The sequence below is a fragment of the Candidatus Arthromitus sp. SFB-mouse-Japan genome (genome assembly GCF_000270205.1).
Lineage (GTDB): Bacteria > Bacillota > Clostridia > Clostridiales > Clostridiaceae > Dwaynesavagella.
In genome coordinates this window covers 505,794-526,201 of record NC_015913.1, presented here as the reverse complement: position 1 = coordinate 526,201, position 20,408 = coordinate 505,794, and the positions used below count along the sequence as shown (strand labels likewise).

Below are 20,408 nucleotides of genomic sequence, written 5' to 3'. Positions count from 1 at the left end.
TAAGATGAATGACCCTAAAATAAAAAATTTATTAAACTCTGTTAATCAAATAAATTCAAATATGAATAATATAAATTCTTATTTAGATAACTTTAATACAAATTATAGTGAAATTGAACTCAATAATATTGACTCCGAATTGGGAGAAATCAAAAAAATACTGGAAGCCAATAATCTAAATATAAACAATTATGCTAACTCTACACAAAATACTTTAATGAACTCTATAGATTCAAGACTAAATAATATAAAAAATAACATAAACTAAACTTAACTTAGTGAGGATTTTACTAATGAAATTACAAAAATATCTCTTTATATTTCTCATAATTTTTTCAATTACATCTTGTTCACAACCTACTATATCAAACAAATATTATGGAACTAATAATACTATTAAAAAATTTAACGTTAATGTTGAAATTAATAGATCAAATAAAAATCTTACCGTTAATGAGGTAACTTTTGAAATATCAAATATAAATTCCCAATCTAATGAACTGCAAAAAATATACCAAGACTCATCATCAAATGATGAATTCATAAAAAATATTAGTGCAAAAATTATAAATACTCTTGATAATATCGGATTTGATGAAGAAATTGAATATAATTTCCTACAACAATCAAAAAATAATAATCTTCTATTTACTAAAAGATCTGAATTAGGCGATATTAATACTAAAACTCTTTTAATTACCACAACATATTTTAATTCCAATAATGAGTTCAGCCCAAAAAATATTTCAATAATATTTGAAATACTCAGATTATTTGAAAATTTCACCAAAAAATATCATCTTTCTATACTATTTGTTAATAACTCATCAAGTTTTAGTAATTCTATTGATAGTTCACTAAATGACGTATTATATCTTGATATATTATCTATAATAGATTTACAGTTTGAGAATACTCTTAATAAAGTTAATGTACTAAATTTAAATACTGAATCTAAAATATCTACATTTGTTAACGATTCTATTAAATTTAATTCATTTAACTTTATTAATTTTTCAGAAATCATAGATAAAACCCAATTCAATAACATTTTAAACAATAATATTGATTTCATAAGAATTGTTTCTGAAACAAATGTAACTGATATAACTAAATGTGCCAACTTCTTAATTGAAATAATCTCTGATATATTGAATAAACCAACCATTCCATCTGTTTCGACTAGCGACTCAATTTTTAGAGTAACTCTAGATTTATCTAATCACAACTCAGTTAAAAAAATATTGTATAAAATAAATGATGGTGAATATTCAGAACTTACAGAAGAATCTATTTTAGAAGTCGATGACTACATAACTATAAAAATTAAATTTGTTGATCTTTTCAATAATCATGGTGATGAACTAAGTCTAAAACTATTTTAATATATAAAAAGGGAGATATAAATCTCCCTTTAATTGTATATAAATCCCGCTTCTTTTACTATACTCTTAAATTCATTCTCACTTACCATTCTATTTACTAAATCTGATACCGCCTCACTGCTTTCCATACCGTCTTCTTCTACTAACAAATTAAATTGATTTAACCAAAAGTCAAGTCCTTCCTTTTCTGCTTCTCTTCCAACTACAGTTTTATATAATGCTCCTATTTTTTCCCTTGGTGTTTTATAAATTAAATTAAATTCTTCCGAATTCACCATCTCATTTATAAAATCCACAGCTGTAATAGTAGCACTACTTAATCTTCCAAACCAATATTTAAATCCTGTATGCTCTGGTTTTCTACCTAAACCATTTGAATAAGCATCATAAACAAATTTATTGTTTGCTTTATTTGGAAGTGAAGTTATAACATTGTCAAAATTAAATTCATATTTCCTTCCAATATCATCTGTAAATGTAATTTTAACGTCATGATAAACTTGATCAGGTACGAGATCCAATATTACTATCTTGTCCCCCTTTATTTCAACCCTTACATCTTCTAAACTACACTTTATATTGTCATACTTGCTTGGAAGTCCTGCTACACTTATTTCAAAAGTATCCTCAAAATATCTATTTGTTATAGCATGTACACTCATATTTAAAAACAAATTATTTTGTATTACCATCAATAAAACTATAACTAAAAATAGTGCTAAATTTTTATATCTCTTCATCCTCATCTGCTCCTCATATGACTCTATATATAAATTCTTAAAAAAATTTGCAGTAATAGTGATTATTACTGCAATAAACTTACTAATCTATTTCCTAAAATCAACTATCTTATCTTGTGTCTCATCATAAAATACTTCATTATTTAAAAATTCATTATTTAAAAACTTTTTGATATTATTTAATGAAATTAATGCAATACTTGTTAGTGCTTCTTCTGTTAAATAAGCTTGATGCGAGAAAACTATAACATTATCAAGTGATAAAAGTTCTTTTAGAATTTCATCATCAACACCCGTCTTTGAACAATCATTAAAGAAATAATTTTTTTCATTTTCATATACATCCAAAGCTGCACCATAAATTTTTCCAGATTTTATTGCATCGATTAAGGCTTTTGTATCAATTAACATTCCTCTAGCTGTATTTAAAATTATAACTCCATTTTTCATATTAGATATTGAATCCTTATTTATCATATGTGCATTATCACTTGTTAATGGACAATGTAAGGAAATAACATCACTTTCTCTATAAATAGTATCTAAATCAACATATTTAAATCCTAGTTCTTTTTCAATTTCATAATTTGGATACACATCATAAGCTAATATTTTCATACCTATACCAGATAAAATTTTCATAAATTCTTGTGCTATTTTACCTGTTCCAATTATACCAACAGTTCTATTAAACAAATCAAATCCTACTAATCCTTCAAGTGAAAAGTTATAATTTCTTGTTTTTTCAATAGCCTTGTTAATTTTTCTTGTTAATGTTAATATCATCCCAATTGATATTTCTGCAATTGAATTTGGTGAATATGCTGGAACTCTAACCACGGTTATCTTGTTCTTTGCATATTTAATATCAACTCCATTATATCCTGCACATCTTAAAACAATTAACTTAATTCCAAATTCACATAACTTATCAATAACTTCTCTATTAACAATATCATTAACAAATACACAAACTGCATCATATCCATTCGCTAAATGAGACGTTTCAGGTGTAAGTTTCTGCTCTTCATAAACAATATCTACATTAGCCTCTTTAGAATACTTATCAAAATAATCCTTATCATATTTCTTCGCATCAAATAATATCAACTTCATATTTAATTGCCTCCTTATTTGTTACTTTCTAAGTTCTGCCCCTAAACTTAATTTAAGAGCATTTAAGATAATCTCAATTAACTTATTTATTTCTTTATCATTTAAAGTTTTGCTTCTATCTCTAAATATTATACTATAAGATATACTTTTTTTACCCTCAGGAACTTGTGATCCTCTATAAATATCAAAAATATTCAAACTTTCTAAAATATTGCCAGACTTTGATTTAATAATCTTTTCTATATCTTGAACTAATACATCCTCATCCACAACCACATTTAAATCAAAAGTTACACTCGGATATTTAGGAATTTGCTTATATTTTTTATCAGATTTATAAAAGTTAAAGATCTTATCTAAATAAACTTCACAAATAAATAATTCTACCTTAGCATCATAATTTCTGAGCACATAAGGATGAATTGATCCAAATTTACCTAATACATTTTTCCCTAAGACTATTCTTGCTGATTTACCCGGATGATAAAAAACTTCTCCTTCTCTCTCAAGCATAAAAGTTATACCAATATGTTCAAATAAGGATTCAATAACTCCCTTTATGGTAAAGTAATCAAAATTTTTACCATACATTCCCATAGCTAAAACATTATTTTCTAAAATTTTCCCATCCTTACCTCTGCCATATGTCTTACCTATGTCAAATATACAAGCTTCACTATTTGAATAAGAAATATTTCTATATAAAGCTTCAATCATAGATGGAACCATAGTTGTTCTCATTACACTATAATCTTCCCCTAATGGATTTCTTATAGTAATTGCATCTCTTAGTTCATTATCTTTCTCCAAATTCATCTTGTCAAAAGATCTTGGACTATAAAATGAATAACTCATTGATTGACTAAATCCTAAAGATATCATCGTATTTAAAATATTATCAATAAATTTTTGCTTTTTAGTTTTACCAATCTCCTGTGATACACTCTTTAAATCTTCCTCTTTAATTTGATCATACCCATAAATTCTCGCAATCTCCTCAGCCAAATCCTCTTTAATAAATATATCACGTCTAAATGTAGGAGGTGTTACTATTAAAAGTTCATTATCCTCTTTTACTTCCATATCTAAATTTTTAAATATTTTTATAATACTATCTTTAGATATATCAGTCCCCAAAAATTTATTTATATATTGAGGAGTCACCTCTATGTTAACTCTCTCATAACTCTCATTTATTATATCTATTGTTCCGTTTACTACATCTCCATAAGATAATTCTTCAACTAAACTACAAAACCTATTCAAAGCAATAAGAGTCAAATTATCATCTATATTTTTTTCAAATCTTAAAGAACTTTCAGATCTTAAATTTAATTTTCTTGACGACCTACGTATAACATCAAATTTAAAATTTGCACTCTCAAGTATAATTCTTTTAGTATCATCATTAACTTTCGAATTTTCTCCTCCAATAATCCCACCTAAAGCTAATACCTTTTCAGAATCTTTTATGCAGATTATAGAATCATCAAGTTCTCTTTCTATACCATCAAGAGTAATAAACTTATCACCATTTATAGTATTCCCAACTATAATTTTTGAATTACTAACAACATTATAATCAAAAGCATGCATTGGTTGACCTATCTCAAGCATTACATAATTTGTTAAATCCACAATATTATTTATCGGTCTAATTCCGGACGCTATTAATCTATCTTGTATAAATTTAGGCGAATCACAAATTTTCAAATTTTCAATGACTCTAGCAGAATAGCGTCTACAATCTTTATTTTGAACATCAACACTTAAAAGATCATTAATATCCTTACATCCACTATATTTAAAATCAAATTTTGGATTTTTTAAATCAAAACCATATATCGCTTTAATCTCTCTTGCTATTCCTAAAATTCCTAAGCAATCTGGACGATTTGATGTTATTTCAAATTCAACAATCTCCTGTCCTGAATCTAAAACATTAACTATATTTTCTCCAATTGGAACATCTTTCAAAATCATAAGTCCATCAGCATGGTCGCAAAGCCCTAATTCTTCTTCAGAACACATCATTCCCTGAGATTCAACACCGCGGAGCTTTCCTTTCTTAATCTTAGTACCATCTGCTAAAATCGCCCCATGCAATGCAACAGGTACAATATCTCCTTCCTTCATATTCTTTGCACCAGTAACTATTTGAACATAACTTTCTCCAATATTAACACTGCATACAACGAGTTTTTCAGCATCTGGATGAGGTTTTATTTCCTCAATAAGACCAGTAACAATATTCTTAACTTCAACCTTATTAGATTCTACATTTTCAACCTTTGTTCCACTAATAGTTAACTTATCACATACATCATTCAACTTTAATTCCTCATCAAAATATTCCTTAATCCATTCAAATGAAACTTTCATTAAATATCCCCCTATAAATTAAAATTGAGATAAAAATTTTAAATCACTTTCATATAAAAGCCTTATATCTTCAATCCCATACTTAAGCATGACCATTCTATCTATACCAAACCCAAAAGCAAATCCACTATACTCTTCAGGGTCTACATCACATCTCCTAAGAACATCAGGATGAACCATCCCACAACCTAATATCTCAATATAACCACTATTTTTACAAACAGAACATCCACTTCCTTTACAAGCAAAACAACTAACATCCATCTCAGCAGAAGGTTCCGTAAATGGAAAATGATGAGCCCTAAACTTAGTCTTAATCTCTGAACCAAACATAGACTTTATAAATTTATTTAGAGTAGATTTAAGATGAGACATTCTGATATCTTTATCTACAACAAGTCCTTCCATCTGACAAAATATTGGAGAATGTGTTGCATCTAATTCATCTGATCTATAAACACGACCTGGTGCAATAATTTTTATAGGTGGCTTTTTATTTTCCATCGTTCTAATTTGAATAGTAGAAGTATGCGTTCTCAAAACATAATCGTCATCTATATAAAAAGTGTCCTGCTCACTCCTTGCTGGATGATCCTTTAAAATATTTAAAGCTTCAAAATTATAATATTCCGTATCAATATCTGGACCTTCTTCAATTACAAATCCCATATTAAGAAATATTTCTTTTATTTCATCCAGCACAATTTGAATTGGATTTTTATGACCAATAGCTATTTTCTTGCCTGGTAAAGTAATATCAATTATCTCTTCTTTTAATTTTCTCTCTATCTCAAAGTTCTTGATAGACTCAAAAGTCTCCGAAAATTTTAACTCTATTTTCTTCTTTATCTCATTTATAATTTTCCCAGTAGAAATTTTCTCTTCATTAGACAAATTTTTCATATTCTTCAATATATTTGATAGTTCACTTTTTTTCCCTAAATACCTAACTCTTAACTCTTCAAATTTACTAATTGAATCAACTTTCTTAAGTTGCTCAATTGCAGAATTAAATAACTGATCTAACTTTTCTTTCAAAATCATCATCCTCCCTATATACCTAAAAAACAAAAAAACTCCTTGATTCAGGTTAAAATCAAGGAACATATTTGCAAAAATCACACATCCAATTGTCTCACACGTTCAAAAGCAATAATACTAAGTGCCTGAGCAACGTTTAAAGATTCAAGATCATTACACATAGGAATACGAACTTTAACATGATGAAAATTTTTAATTTCATCAGAAATTCCATTTCCTTCATTCCCAACAGCTAAAATAATCTTACCTTTTAAATCTTCATGATAATAATTATTATCACCATGAGCATCTGCTATAACAAGTTTAAAATCATTTTTTATAAACTCATTTAATTCTAAATAGCTTTCTATAAAATTAATATTTATCTTAAAAATAGAACCCATTGTTGCTCTTAAAACCTTATCATTATATAAATCAACACTACCTTTCATCAATATAACACCTAATGCATTAACAGCAACTGCAGTTCTTATTATAGTCCCTAAGTTCCCTGGATCTTGAATTTTATCAATTAAAAAGTATATTCCTTCATTAAAATTAAATTTTATAATAGTATCCTTAATCCTTAAACAGGCAATTATACCCTGAGTATTTTCTGTTTGCTTAATTTTCCCAAATAATTCATCTGAAAATACCATAACATTAAATAGCTTATCTTGGAATTCAAATTTGTCAATTATATAATCTTTCTTTGATTCAGAAACTACTATATATTTTATTTCACAATTATTCTTTATAGCTTCTTCTACAAACCTTATTCCTTCGATAAGATATAGCCTACTTTTACATCTATTTTTTTTATTTTTCAATCCCATAATTTCTTTAAAAAATTTATTATCTAGACTACTTATATGATTCAATTCTTTTAATCCTCTTTTTGAACAAAAGTAAATTTATTTTGTATCCTGCATAACCTATCATCTCTACCTAAAAGTATAAGTAAATCATTTTCCTTAATTATTGTATTAGCATTTATATCAACGTTCATTTCACAATCTGGACTCTTCTTAATACCTATCAATATGACTTCATGTTTTGCTCTAATATCAATCTCACCTATAGTTTTATTAATCCACTCTTTCGGTGCAGTAAACTCTGCAATTGAAGATCCTCTAGATATTTCAATATAATCAAATAAACTTTGAAATTTTAAATTATTTGCAAGCCTATATCCCATTTCTTGTTCAGGAAGAACAACTCTACGAGCCCCTATTTTTCTTAATAACTTTCCATGAAGTTCTCCTTGTCCTTTACAAATAATATCAGAAATACCTGCATCTTTCACAAGTAGGGTAACAAGTAAACTCTCTTGTATACTTCCTCCTATTGCAATTATGGCCGTATCATAATCTGAAATATTAACACTAAATAATGCTTTCTCATCTGTTGCATCAAGTGCTAAAGCATGAGTAACCTCAGTAGAAATTTCTTCAATCTTTTCTAAATCTTTATCTATCGCTAACACATCATAACCTGCTCTATAAAGACTCGTAGCAACGCTAAAACCAAATCGTCCTATCCCTATTACAACAAATTGTTTTTTCCTCACAGAAACATCTCCTTAAAAATTTTTATCCAACTGTAATCTTAACTTCTGGATACTTTATACTACTACTTTTTTTAGAGTTATCATGTTTATTCGTAAATGCAAAAATTAAAGTCAAAGTTCCAACTCTTCCTAAATACATAGCCAAAATAATCAATATTTTACCTAAACCATTAAGTTCAGAAGTAAGACCCAAACTCAAACCAACAGTATTAAAAGCTGAAAAAACTTCAAATACTATAGATCTAAATGATGCATCCTTGTTAGTCATAGAGATTAATATAACAAATGTACTTATAAAAAACAAAGCCACAAATGATACAATAAAAGCCTTATTTATTGTTTTTGCAGGTATTTCCTTTCCTAATACAATAGTTCTATTTTTATTTCTTATGTAATGGTATATTGATAATATTATAACACCAAATGTTGTAGTTTTTATTCCTCCTGCTGTCGACCCAGGTGATCCACCTATAAGCATAAGAATACACGTTAAAAATACTGTTCCAGACCTAATACCACTTAGATCTATAGAATTAAATCCTGCAGTTCTTGGGGATACTGATGAAAAAATACTATTTAACACTTTATTACCTAAACTCATGTTTTGGAAAGTCAATGGATTATCATACTCAAATATAAAATATAAAGCCGCTCCTATTAATACCAAAAAAAACGTAGTAACTAATACAACCTTAGTCGTGACTGATATTTTTTTTGTATACCTGTAAATTATAAACTCAGTTATTACACTAAATCCTATACCTCCTAATATTATAAGAGCCATGCATATAATAAGAACATAAGCACTACTATAGTAAGATGTAAGACTAGAAAAATTTCCAAATATATCAAATCCTGCATTACAAAATGCAGATATAGATGTAAACAAACTCACATAAAGTCCATGAAATAAACCATACTTAGGTACAAATACAAAACTTAAAAAAATCATCCCAAGTAATTCAACAGCCACAACAAATATAATTACATATCGAATCATACGAGACATTCCCTGGAACTCATCTACATTCAAAGCCTCTTTCATCAAAAGACTAGTATACAAAGAAATTTTATTTCCATATTTAAGGACTCCAAATGTAGTAAATGACATTATGCCAAGTCCACCAATTTGTATTAACATTAAAATTACTGTTGTTCCAAATGGACTCCAATATGTACCAGTATCTAAAGTTACGAGACCAGTAACAGAAGTAGCAGAAGTAGCTGTAAACAAAGCATCTAGATAATTAGTCATTACACCTGAACTACTAGAAATAGGCATAGTTAATAAAAAACTGCCAATTATTATTACCACTATAAAAAACAATGCTAATATTTGTACAGGATACAATTTTTTAAAATTTTTCAATTTAATCCTCACATCTTTAATATAAAAATAAATGCGACAAAAAAAGTCGCATTTATTTATTCAAATTTTCCTTAGCAATCCTCACAAGTTCAGCAAAAGCAGTTTTGTCATTTATAGCCATCTCTGATAACATTTTTCTATTTATATTAATATTAGCATTCTTTAAACCAAATATAAATCTTGAATAACTTAATCCATGCTCCCTAACACCAGCATTTATTCTTATTATCCAAAGTTTCCTAAAGTCACGCTTTCTTAATCTTCTTCCTACATAAGAATTCCACAAAGCACGAATAACCGTTTCATTAGCAGTTTTGAATAACTTTGATTTTGCTCCATAATAACCCTTAGCTAATTTCAACACTTTTTTATGATTCTTACGTGCATTAACAGCTCTCTTAACTCTAGCCATTTATTCCTACCTCCAACTTCTAAACATATGGTAATAATTTTTTCATAGTCTTTAATTGTGTAACTGAAACATAACCAACTTTTCTTAAATTTCTCTTCCTCTTTGCAGACTTCTTAGTAAGAATATGTTGTTTAAAGGCGCGTGCTCTTTTCAAATTTCCAGTTCCCGTAACTCTAAATCTTTTTGAAATAGCTTTCTTAGTTTTCATTTTTGGCATCTCAAAATACCTCCCATAAATCGTTAATATTTATTATTTCTTTGGAGACATAATTAAGCTCATGTTTCTACCCTCTAGTTTAGCTTTCTTATCTGGAGCTCCATATTCTTTTAATATTTCAACAAAATTGTCTAATATTTTCTCTCCTATGTAACTATAGTCCGCTTCTCTTCCTCTAAATCTTACAGTAATCTTTACCTTATCTCCACTCTTAAGAAACTTTTTAGCATTATTAGCCTTTATGTTAATATCATGTTCCTCTATCGACGGACTAACTCTTATCTCTTTAATATTTATAGTTTTTTGATTCTTTCTTGCTTCTTTTTGTCTCTTAGACAACTCATAAACATGCTTACCATAATCCATTATCCTAGATACTGGTGGATTCGCAGTTGGTGAAATAACTACTAAATCTAATTCTCTATCCTCTGCAATTCTCAAAGCATCTCTCGCTTGCATAATACCAAGCTGAGAACCATCACTATCTATAACTCTCAACTCTTTAAATTTAATTTCACCATTAATTTGAACATCCTTTGCTATATTAGCCACCTCCAAATAATTTACGAATTTAAAAATCAATCTACCTTAAAAAACAAAAGAGGACGGTATAATTATATACCGTCCTCTAAATAAGCAAACCTACACCATCGAACAAAAAAATTCAACGATAAATAAAAAACTTCAGGTTACCTAGGTAGCTTTAGCCCCAAGGTGAGAAACGGCAGTCTCTTCTTAAATCTGAAACTATTATAAATCATTTCAAACTATTTGTAAATAATTTATTTTATTAATTTATTGGCAATTTCTACACAATCCAAACATCCACAACAAAACTCAACCTTGTTTTCAAAAACCTGTTTTATTGTTTCAATTATTTCTATATTTATGCTATTCTTTACCCCGTGAATAACTATCTTATTTGGAGAATTAGTTATAAGTCCACTTATTAATAAATCATCTTTATTAACCATCATAGAAGACATATTAAAATCATTTAAATCATCCAAAAACAAATCATATATATCATTGTGTTGCCCATCTAATATCGTATAGTTGCCTAATTTATCTATTATAATATTAACCTCATCAATTTTATTTTCCTGTACATCTACAAAATACTTAAGAAGCTTTATAAATTCATTATACTCCTTCTCAACCATATATCGTTCTACAACTCTATCAACGATCATTTCAAAATCATTTAATAATTCTCTTAATCTAAATCTAATAAATCCATTTATATTTATTTCATTATTTTCATCTATACATTTGATGATTTTATTTAATATATCCTGTTTCTTACTAAAACAAAATGAATCAATTTCTTCACCAAAATCATCATTTTCAAGTATATCTATTATTTTTTCTTTAACATCAGAAATTTCATCATATTTAATAAAAAAATAAGAATTATCAAAAAAATAGTCCATTTCTTTATTAATAAATATATCTATTACAAAGCTATAAATTCCCTTAGCTACAGTATTTATAACCCCATCCTTCAATCTATCTGCATATTTTAAGGGATCACATTCAATGTCTATAAAACTTATATTCTGAAATTTTTTAATTGAAACTCTTAGTGAAGTTTCATATTGTTCCATACTTCTTAGAGCATCTTTTATATCATTCAATATTTTTTCTTTTCCCTCATAAACTACTCTGACTAATACCAAATATATCACTCCCTTCATATCACCGTACATTATATGTTGCTTTTTATCTTAAATATACAAATTTTAATCTACTAATTAATAATGCTCATTAATTTATAATTTAAAACATTTTTTATGATAATTTTTATTTAAATTAAATAATTTTTTTATAAACAGTTGAATGGTAATTCATACCGTTTTAGTTATTTCAATTATTTAACTTTTGTATTCAATAATTTTCAATTTTCTATTTGAAAATTCTTTTTTCTGGATCAACTCTTTCACCATTTACATAAATTTCAAAATGTAAATGTGGTCCTGTGCTTAGCCCTGTAGTTCCAACTTTTGCAATTACATCCCCTTGTTTAAGTTCCTCTCCTTGTTTAACCAAAACTTTACTTAAATGACCATAGAAAGTTTGTATATTATTCCCATGATTTACTATAACTACATTCCCATAAACATTACCATGCCATCCTGAAAAAACAACCTCACCACCCAAAGATGACCTTACATTTTCACCCATTGGTGCTGCAATATCAATCCCTGTATGATTACTTTCTTTCCCAGTTACAGGATGTACTCTCTTTCCAAACCTTGATGTTATCTTTCCATTAACAGGTTTCAAATATTTACCATACTTAACTTTCTTTTTTGCATCCTTATTATTTTTATTAAGCTCTTCCATATATTTCTTTAATTCATTCTGTAATTTTATATTATCTTCTTGGATTCTTATAATCTCTTGTTGAATTTGTTTTTTATCTTCAGATAAATTCTCATATTGTGCATTCAACTGTGCATTTAATTGATTAATGTCATCCAATTGCTTTTGCTTTTCATTTTTCTGCTGTTCCATATTTTGCAAATTCCTATCATTCTCAGCTATGGTTTCATTTACAAGTTTTATCTTATCTTCAATCAAACCTTTTGAAAATTCAATATTTTGGTTCTTTACCTTTATTAAATCAATATTATTTACAAATTTTTCAATTGTAATTCTATCTATTTCCAAAAATTTATTCATGCTCACAACTTTATCAATACAATCTATTACATTCTCTGAGGTATAAAAAATTCTAATTAAATTATTTGTATATGTATCTATGTTTTTATATAAATTTCTCAATCTATTATCAATAATTTGTTTAAACTTTTTTATCTCTTCTTCATATTTTTGAACATCCAATAAATTCTGATGAATTACTTCTTCAAGTTCATTAATCTCATTATTTAAACTCTCTATAGTTTTATTTGCATCATAAATTTTTTGTTCACTTAACTCTATCTGTTTACTATACTCTTCTACAATTTTCTGTTTTTTGTCAATCTCACCACTCAATTCTAGAAGTTTCTTCTGTATCAAATCCATTTCTGTATTAAACTTAACATCAGATTCATATAATTCTCTAATTTTCTTATTATTCTTATCAATCTCTTGGTTAAAAGTATCTTCTGACGCACAAAGTAAATTTAAGCACATACAAAATATCATGAATTTTATCAATACATTTTTAAACTTCAACATAAATTTACCTCATAAATTATTACTTAGTAAATTTTTATTATGTACATAATATATTTTTTTATTTCAAACTATAAATATTTAAATAATATATACGATATAGTTAATGTACAAAGGTACATTTTAAACTTTTCAATTACTTAATCATAATATAACACTCCGTTTTCCCTATTTTTAACCGATATATTTTTAAAATATATCGGTTTTTTGCGTTTAGATATTTAATTATATTAGAATACTAATATAATACTAAAATAAAAATTATATATAGGAGGCATAAAATGGACTTATTGAACGAAAAAATTGGAGATATACTAAATAAATTTCCAAATTCCAAAAACTTTTTTGACAAATATAAAATTGACTTTTGCTGTGGAGGACAAAAGAAATTAAAGAACGTTCTTATTGAACTTAATATTGAAAATGTGGAAATTTTAAATGAACTTTATAAAGAGATTAAATCCAATAAAATACAAAATTATAGTAAAGACGAAATATTAAAATCAACAGATTTTTTATTAAAACCATCAAAAGATATCATAGATTTCATAATCAATCATTTCCATGAAGAATTAAGATGTGATCTTCCAGAAATCAGCAAATTAATATTAAAAATTATGAGGGCTCATATAAAAAATCATAAAGAACTATTTTGGAAAATTCATGAGTTATTTGGAAAAATCCAAATTTTATTGGAATCTCATCTCATACTTGAAGAAGAAAATATTTTCAAAACTATGATATCTATCGAATCAAATAAAATTAACAAAGACAGTGTAGAATATAAAACAATGATCTGCTCAATAAATGAATCGATAACCGAACATTCAGTTGTAGGACCATATTTAAATCAAATTTCAGATATCACAAACAACTACACTCCACCACAAGATGCTTGTAATACAGTAATAAAAGTATACGAAAATCTCCAAAAACTCCAAAATCACTTAATGGCTCATACACAACTTGAGAATAATGTTTTATTCCCAAGGTTTACTGAATGATCAAAAATTCCCTAATTGCTATTTCTCTTTTAATAATTATTAAACTATTGTAAAATATTAAATATACTAATTTAAAAAGGAGTTTTACAATGGAATTAGATAATAAGAAGCCTGCTCAAGGTAACTTTTTACAATTTGGTGAATTAAAAAAGACTATAAAATTCGAAGATTTTTTATCAAAAAGTTCAGATGAAATTATATCTTTTATCATAGATCATTATCATGCAAATCTTAGAAAAACAATACCAAATTTAACTAAAACATTATTAAAAATTATGGATCACCATATCCACGAGTACAAAGACTTATTTTGGGAAATACATGAAATATTTTCAAAAATAAGAGGTATATTTGAATCTCATTTAATATTAGAAGAAAAGTTAATTTTTGAACCTATGAAAAAATTCAATTCACAAAAAATCACAAAAAATAGTCCTGAATATGAATTAATGGAAAGATCTATAAAAGAAGCTGTAGAAGAACACTATGTAATAGGACCTTCACTAAAAAAGATAACTGATCTTACAAATGATTTTGTGGCTCCAAAAAATGCATGTGGAAGCATATCTAAATTTTATCTTGAATTAAAGGAATTTAAAGATGATGTTATAACTCATTCACAGATAGAAAATTCCATACTCTTCCCAAGATTTGTAGATTTATAAATAAATCAATACATATTAACAAATAAAAGAGGTATCACTTTAAAAGTGATACCTCTATCTATAATTAGTAGTTAAATAACTGCTATTCTCATCCATTAACTCAAAATATCTCTCATAATTTATTTGATCATTTTTATCTTCTTCCTTAAGGAGCATCCTCTTATCTCTATGAAATAAAAAATACATATACTCCCCATCTTCTTCAAATTCTATGAAAATCTCTTTTTGTTTTTCATCTAAATAAGTAATCCTAATCTCATATGGCTCATTTATACTTTTTAATATATCAAACTTATCGTATCCAACCATCTTAGCATAAGATATATTTTTATTTTCTTCATCATTAACGATATCTGTAATTTTATAATAATATCTTAATGCATACTCATCACACTTATATTTGATATTCTTAATAATTATCTCCCCATCTTTAGCATCATAAGGATTACTATATGTAAAATTTGCTTCATATAACAAATACCTATCAGAAACATCTTCTCTAGAAAAAACCTCATATATCTTAAAATTATATATTCCGTTATCCAAATCACACTGAATCGATTGAGTCCCATCCCTAACTTCTATGTTTTCAAGAACTAATTCCTTAGTTTGTTTATTTATCATATCTAAAACTAGATTTCCACTTCCAACACAATAAATACTCACACTTAAATTGCAAATCCTAAAATCATAATCAGCTTGAAAATTTTTTATTCTTACAATGGATTGATTACCCATACTATTCTCCTTCTAGAACATATCTTTAGAATAAATATTCATTGCTTTATTGTAATAAAAATCAAACTAAATTACAACCATAAAACTTATACTCAAGGTGTATAATGTACCAATTCTCCATTATCATTTTTAATTAAAACAGATTTTGGAGATATCTTAATCTACCCATAATCATATTCACTATCTGTAAAATTAGCTATAACTTTTATATCATCACCATATTGGGTCATCTTAACAGAACCATCGCTTTCTAAATTTTCAAAATCTACCATCTCTTTATTTATAACTTTCTTAGAAAAATCACCCCACACATTGTAGTGATTCACAATTAAGCTTTTATGCTTCTCCCATTCTTCTTCATCGATATGATACAAAGGAAGTATATTATATAAAATCTCATATAACATCCTATCTTCAATATCATCTATAAATTTCAAACTACCATTTCCCCACCAATATGTCGTAATTATATAGTCATTATAAACAAGTTTATATAGTGGTATGCTATATTTATAATCCAAAAATATATCTCTAAAATAATCTTTAAGAGAAACTTGCTTTGAAAATATTTTAGCTACTCCACCTGTTGGTGAATAATATTGTCCAAAATAGTATTCACTATCCTTATCTTTTAAATCTTTATCTATCCATTGAAAAGCTCCCATATCTATACCATGAGCATATACAACATATTTATTTATAAAATCATTCCCACCTTCAGTTCCAACAATCATATCCTTTTCATTATTTAAATATTCAACTCGTTCAATTCTTGCATTTATATCTTCTCCCTCAGTCGTTATATGATCTTTAGAATAATCATCAAATACTTCACCAGTGCCATCTGTGTCTAAGAACCAGGTATTAAAATTTATACCTGTACCTAAAATGCTATCAACTCTGCTCCTAACGCTAGGCATTGCAAGTGTTGGATTTAATTTTCTACCAACTCCATTAAATCCTTCTATTTTTTCCCCATTTTTATCCGTAACAGTCGCATCATCAAATAGTGTCACATCATCAAATGCAGCAGTCAACCACTGTTCTTCTCCTGGTTTATGTATTGAATGATATGACTCATATGTTCCAATTAAATATCCATATTCATTTGCATTTTTAACAAATTCTGGCTTAGCAAAACCGATTCTCCAATCATCAAAATTTATTAAAAGATTTGATATACCCGAGTCTTTCATATCTTCTATAACATCTAATGTAACTGAATCTCCCCAATTTTCTACAGGATCAACTATATCTTTAAGTTTCGACTTTAAAACTTTCTTATTAAATTCTACAAGTTCGATTCCATTAAGATTTTCTATTCCCTTTTCTAAATCACTTTTAAAACTAATTTCATCTATAAATACATCAGGATTATAAAAGTTTTTTAACAATAAAACATGACTAAGTGCATTTATAATTCCATTTTTTATATAATCATTGATATACTCCTCCTCCTTAATCTCATCAAATAATGATGATAGTGACTCACTATCTTCTATATACTCTTTTAAAAGATAAATAATCCATGATTTTAAGTCTTCTGGTAAATTATTTTTAAACTGTTGCCATTTTATATTATCTTTTGCAATTACTCTACTATTCCAGAAATATACATGAGGAGCTCCATAGAGTTTCTTTATATTATCATTATCCTCTTCTTTCTCTTTAAGTGTTTTAAAATTTCCATTCTTTATCATATAATCTCTATAAACTTTAGCCATATCTGTAACATTTTTATCTGTAACATAAATTTTAAATCCATATTCTCTTTGCTCATTAATTGATGGAAATTCATGATTAAAATCAAATTCTATTTCATCCCCAACATCAAAATTAATTTCATTATTATATGGATTCTTTATTATATAAACCAACCCATAATCTTTTTTATTAACTCCAAAAAACTGCATAGATAATCCTTCAATTCCCTTTATAGATTCAATTTGAGTAAAATATTTCTTCCATACTTCATCATTTGATGGTATCTTTTTGCCTTGTCCAATAGGCAATATATATTCATCTCCTGAAATCTTTGGCCAAGTGAACTCATTTTCATCATCTTTAGTCGATTTAATCGATACATCTATATGATCTCCCTTGTTTTCGATTAAAACATCAATTCCTTCTTCTTCATAAGTCCATGATATCTTATCACTTTCTTTCTTAAAGTTTGACACTTTCCTTTCACTTAATGATTTTGATATATACTCACTACTTCCATTCACCTTAACCATTAAAGTAAAAGTTTCTGAATTTACTTCGATATCAAAATCAGATTTAAAATAATTCCGTTGTACACTTAAAACCTCTGCATTATTGGAGCTTTTCATATTTATAGTTCTATTAGTACAAGACACCATACTCAAAGAAATAAGTAATAATAAACACAATTTTCTCAATTAACCTCACCTCGAAATTAATAATATCAAGGCAATGTTACATGAATATAAAATTTTACATCTAATTTAAGAGAAGTAAATATAAAATTTGAATTTATTATCCTCAAGTTTAACATTAAACGGCAATTTGTACCTATTTAATATTTCCCTTACTATAGAAAGACCCAATCCCGTTCCAGAAAAATTTTTATCACGAGATATATCTCCCACATAGAATGGAACCCAAATCTTATCTATATCCTTATCAAGATTTCTAACACCATTAGTTATTTCAAACTTTATACTATTACCTTCTTTTAATAAAACAATATCTATTTTTTTGTTAGAAGTATATTTTATAGCATTAGTTAATAAATTCTCCAAAATAATATCTAGATGATCATCATTAATCAAAATATTAAAAACATCATTTTGACTATATCTAAAGCTTATTGAAATATCATTTTCTTGAAATATTAATCTATATTTGTCCAAAATCTCATCTAGTTTTTTTAATAAATCAATTTTCCTTTCTTTCTTATCCTCCCTTTTAATTTTAAACCACAACAACAAATTTTCAATTAATCCATCAATCTTACCAATCTCATCATATACAATATCTAAATATGTACCATCATCAAATCCATCCTCAATTCCTTGAACATATGCCTTTATAATAGATAATGGAGTCTTTATTTCATGGGCAACATTACTTAATAGTTCTTTTAATCTAAAATTTTGAGAATTTATTTCTTCATGAGCCTTCCTCAAACTATTACTCATATGATTTATACTTCTAGATAAATCTTCTATCTCATCGCATGTTTTTATTCCTTCTGTTCTAAAATTTAAAGAAGCAATATCTCTCAACAAATATTTTATATTTTTAATATGTCTTGTAATTATTCCTATATTTATATTGACAAGTAACCAATTTATAAAAATAGAAAATATACTTATAAACACTATAAACTTATTAATTATCTTAATTATTTCATTTATATCTGACAATGTTGTTCCAACAACAAATATGTAATCATCTTTTTTAAAAACTTTTGTATAAAATTTATACTTAACAGCTTCCTGATTATATATATTATTCACACTTGTTATATCCAGTTTATTTATTGCCTCTTCTGTGATCCAAAACTTATTTAATTTTATATTCTTTTTAAAAAAGGAATTGAAAATATAATTATTTAATGTATTAATATCATCTATATTCTTCATATAAACAATAACTGTAGATGTTTCCTTCTCTATATCATCAATCATATCTAAAACGATATTTATATCTTCTGAGGATATAATCTTATAAACTTGATCTAATAATTTCCTCTTTTCTAATATATAAAACTTGTCCATAAAAAATAAATTTGCAATACCAATTAAAACAAACGTAACTAATATAAAAAATACATTCCCTACAAAAATTCTGTTCTTAATTTTAATCTACATCGACCCCCAAAGTATATCCCATTCCTCTATATGTCTTTATGATTTCTTCTCCTATTTTGTTTCTAAGCCTCCTAATATGAGTATCTACTGTTCTATAATCCCTTTCGTAATCAGATCCCCAAACCGAAGTGATTATTCTATCCCTTGATAATATAATTCCCTTATTTTTTATAAAATAGCTTAATAAATCAAACTCGAGCTTAGTCAAATTTAAATTTCTATCATCTTTATATACCCTTTTGTCTTTTATATTAATTCTAATATCCTTAAAACCAATTTCTTTATGTAGATTTAATAATTTATTTACCCTCATTATTAAAACTCTAATATCAAAAGGTTTCTTGATATACTCATCAGCTCCAACACTTAGTGCCTCCAAATCATCTTCTGTTGTAGTCTTTGCAGTTAACATTAAAACTTTAGATGATGTATTTTCCTTTATATATTTACATACTTCATTCCCACTTAATTTCGGAATCATCCAATCCAGAATAACCAGATCTATTTTATTTGAATAACACTTATCTACAGCATCCTCACCATTAAATGAGCAAATCACATTAAATCCCTCTTTTTCAAAATAAGTTTTAAGTATGTTAACCAATTTCCTTTCATCATCTACGATCATAATCCTCACAAATAATTCCCCCTTTAAAATATCAAGTATTTTTTTTAATAATTAAGAAATACTAAGCTATTATGTAAGTAAATAATTTGAGGTGATGAGATATAAGAAGTTTTATTAAAATTTTATTTGTATTTATAATT

General features: G+C 26.6%; 20 protein-coding genes. 4 read left to right on the top strand and 16 right to left on the bottom strand.

Going from position 1 to position 20,408, the window contains the following annotated elements; translation table 11 throughout:
- Positions 1 to 4 precede the first annotated feature (4 nt).
- Positions 5 to 268, top strand: coding sequence for a hypothetical protein (locus SFBM_RS02585; protein WP_005806774.1), 264 nt, complete (start codon positions 5 to 7; stop codon positions 266 to 268).
- A gap of 25 nt (positions 269 to 293) precedes the next feature.
- The gene (locus SFBM_RS02580) at positions 294 to 1,385 is read left to right on the top strand and encodes a hypothetical protein (protein WP_005806775.1); all 1,092 of its coding nucleotides are present in this window, start codon (positions 294 to 296) and stop codon (positions 1,383 to 1,385) included.
- 29 nt (positions 1,386 to 1,414) lie between these two features.
- Here SFBM_RS02580 and SFBM_RS02575 read toward each other — a convergent pair whose 3' ends face one another.
- From SFBM_RS02575 to SFBM_RS02520, 12 genes are all read right to left on the bottom strand, one after another.
- Positions 1,415 to 2,125, bottom strand: coding sequence for a DUF4214 domain-containing protein (locus SFBM_RS02575; RefSeq protein WP_005806776.1), 711 nt, complete (start codon positions 2,123 to 2,125; stop codon positions 1,415 to 1,417).
- A gap of 87 nt (positions 2,126 to 2,212) precedes the next feature.
- Complete coding sequence (locus tag SFBM_RS02570; RefSeq protein WP_005806777.1) at positions 2,213 to 3,241, bottom strand: 2-hydroxyacid dehydrogenase; 1,029 nt, start codon at positions 3,239 to 3,241, stop codon at positions 2,213 to 2,215.
- A gap of 21 nt (positions 3,242 to 3,262) precedes the next feature.
- Complete coding sequence (pheT, locus tag SFBM_RS02565) at positions 3,263 to 5,623, bottom strand: phenylalanine--tRNA ligase subunit beta (protein WP_014017872.1); 2,361 nt, start codon at positions 5,621 to 5,623, stop codon at positions 3,263 to 3,265.
- Positions 5,624 to 5,641: 18 nt separating this feature from the next.
- Positions 5,642 to 6,661 carry a phenylalanine--tRNA ligase subunit alpha gene (gene pheS / locus SFBM_RS02560; protein ID WP_007442024.1) on the bottom strand — a complete coding sequence of 340 codons (1,020 nt, stop codon included), beginning with the start codon at positions 6,659 to 6,661 and terminating at the stop codon, positions 5,642 to 5,644.
- 80 nt (positions 6,662 to 6,741) lie between these two features.
- A complete protein-coding gene (locus tag SFBM_RS02555) occupies positions 6,742 to 7,524 on the bottom strand; it encodes a TrmH family RNA methyltransferase (RefSeq protein ID WP_005806781.1) in 783 nt (260 codons plus the stop codon).
- A gap of 5 nt (positions 7,525 to 7,529) precedes the next feature.
- Positions 7,530 to 8,213 (bottom strand): potassium channel family protein, encoded by a 684-nt coding sequence (locus tag SFBM_RS02550; RefSeq protein WP_014017871.1) that lies wholly within the window; start codon positions 8,211 to 8,213, stop codon positions 7,530 to 7,532.
- Between the two features lie 22 nt (positions 8,214 to 8,235).
- Positions 8,236 to 9,582: a TrkH family potassium uptake protein gene (locus SFBM_RS02545; RefSeq protein WP_009068510.1), complete on the bottom strand. Its 1,347-nt coding sequence runs from the start codon at positions 9,580 to 9,582 to the stop codon at positions 8,236 to 8,238.
- Between the two features lie 52 nt (positions 9,583 to 9,634).
- On the bottom strand, positions 9,635 to 9,994 hold the full coding sequence (rplT, locus tag SFBM_RS02540) for a 50S ribosomal protein L20 (protein WP_005806785.1): 360 nt from the start codon (positions 9,992 to 9,994) through the stop codon (positions 9,635 to 9,637).
- A 19-nt stretch (positions 9,995 to 10,013) separates the two neighbouring features.
- Positions 10,014 to 10,211, bottom strand: coding sequence for a 50S ribosomal protein L35 (gene rpmI / locus SFBM_RS02535; RefSeq protein WP_005806787.1), 198 nt, complete (start codon positions 10,209 to 10,211; stop codon positions 10,014 to 10,016).
- 33 nt (positions 10,212 to 10,244) lie between these two features.
- Complete coding sequence (gene infC, locus SFBM_RS02530) at positions 10,245 to 10,763, bottom strand: translation initiation factor IF-3 (protein ID WP_007440535.1); 519 nt, start codon at positions 10,761 to 10,763, stop codon at positions 10,245 to 10,247.
- A gap of 230 nt (positions 10,764 to 10,993) precedes the next feature.
- Complete coding sequence (ytxC, locus tag SFBM_RS02525) at positions 10,994 to 11,899, bottom strand: putative sporulation protein YtxC (RefSeq protein ID WP_242821371.1); 906 nt, start codon at positions 11,897 to 11,899, stop codon at positions 10,994 to 10,996.
- Positions 11,900 to 12,116: 217 nt separating this feature from the next.
- Positions 12,117 to 13,397, bottom strand: a complete 1,281-nt coding sequence (locus SFBM_RS02520; protein WP_014017868.1) for a murein hydrolase activator EnvC family protein — start codon at positions 13,395 to 13,397, stop codon at positions 12,117 to 12,119.
- Between the two features lie 278 nt (positions 13,398 to 13,675).
- Between SFBM_RS02520 and SFBM_RS02515 the strand changes: the two genes are divergently transcribed.
- Together SFBM_RS02515 and SFBM_RS02510 are read left to right on the top strand one after the other, a co-directional pair.
- A complete protein-coding gene (locus SFBM_RS02515) occupies positions 13,676 to 14,398 on the top strand; it encodes a DUF542 domain-containing protein (protein WP_005806791.1) in 723 nt (240 codons plus the stop codon).
- 89 nt (positions 14,399 to 14,487) lie between these two features.
- Positions 14,488 to 15,063, top strand: coding sequence for a hemerythrin domain-containing protein (locus SFBM_RS02510; protein WP_005806792.1), 576 nt, complete (start codon positions 14,488 to 14,490; stop codon positions 15,061 to 15,063).
- Positions 15,064 to 15,117: 54 nt separating this feature from the next.
- On the opposite strand, the gene SFBM_RS02505 is transcribed toward SFBM_RS02510, so the two are convergent.
- The 4 genes from SFBM_RS02505 to SFBM_RS02490 form a co-directional block, all read right to left on the bottom strand.
- Positions 15,118 to 15,801: a hypothetical protein gene (locus tag SFBM_RS02505; protein WP_005806794.1), complete on the bottom strand. Its 684-nt coding sequence runs from the start codon at positions 15,799 to 15,801 to the stop codon at positions 15,118 to 15,120.
- Positions 15,802 to 15,962: 161 nt separating this feature from the next.
- Positions 15,963 to 18,203, bottom strand: coding sequence for a glycoside hydrolase (locus SFBM_RS02500; protein ID WP_014017867.1), 2,241 nt, complete (start codon positions 18,201 to 18,203; stop codon positions 15,963 to 15,965).
- 66 nt (positions 18,204 to 18,269) lie between these two features.
- Positions 18,270 to 19,547, bottom strand: coding sequence for a sensor histidine kinase (locus SFBM_RS02495; RefSeq protein WP_005806797.1), 1,278 nt, complete (start codon positions 19,545 to 19,547; stop codon positions 18,270 to 18,272).
- Positions 19,548 to 19,629: 82 nt separating this feature from the next.
- Positions 19,630 to 20,277, bottom strand: a complete 648-nt coding sequence (locus tag SFBM_RS02490) for a response regulator transcription factor (protein ID WP_005806798.1) — start codon at positions 20,275 to 20,277, stop codon at positions 19,630 to 19,632.
- Positions 20,278 to 20,408: the final 131 nt, after the last annotated feature.

Bases quoted from the DNA above. Each gene is read 5' to 3' on its own strand.
- pheT (WP_014017872.1), bottom strand. From the start codon at position 5,623: ATGAAAGTTTCATTTGAATGGATTAAGGAATATTTTGATGAGGAATTA.
- rpmI (WP_005806787.1), bottom strand. From the start codon at position 10,211: ATGCCAAAAATGAAAACTAAGAAAGCTATTTCAAAAAGATTTAGAGTT.
- rplT (WP_005806785.1), bottom strand. From the start codon at position 9,994: ATGGCTAGAGTTAAGAGAGCTGTTAATGCACGTAAGAATCATAAAAAA.
- SFBM_RS02505 (WP_005806794.1), bottom strand. From the start codon at position 15,801: ATGGGTAATCAATCCATTGTAAGAATAAAAAATTTTCAAGCTGATTAT.
- SFBM_RS02495 (WP_005806797.1), bottom strand. From the start codon at position 19,547: ATGGACAAGTTTTATATATTAGAAAAGAGGAAATTATTAGATCAAGTT.
- SFBM_RS02585 (WP_005806774.1), top strand. From the start codon at position 5: ATGAATGACCCTAAAATAAAAAATTTATTAAACTCTGTTAATCAAATA.
- SFBM_RS02575 (WP_005806776.1), bottom strand. From the start codon at position 2,125: ATGAAGAGATATAAAAATTTAGCACTATTTTTAGTTATAGTTTTATTG.
- SFBM_RS02510 (WP_005806792.1), top strand. From the start codon at position 14,488: ATGGAATTAGATAATAAGAAGCCTGCTCAAGGTAACTTTTTACAATTT.
- SFBM_RS02570 (WP_005806777.1), bottom strand. From the start codon at position 3,241: ATGAAGTTGATATTATTTGATGCGAAGAAATATGATAAGGATTATTTT.
- SFBM_RS02520 (WP_014017868.1), bottom strand. From the start codon at position 13,397: ATGTTGAAGTTTAAAAATGTATTGATAAAATTCATGATATTTTGTATG.
- SFBM_RS02580 (WP_005806775.1), top strand. From the start codon at position 294: ATGAAATTACAAAAATATCTCTTTATATTTCTCATAATTTTTTCAATT.
- SFBM_RS02515 (WP_005806791.1), top strand. From the start codon at position 13,676: ATGGACTTATTGAACGAAAAAATTGGAGATATACTAAATAAATTTCCA.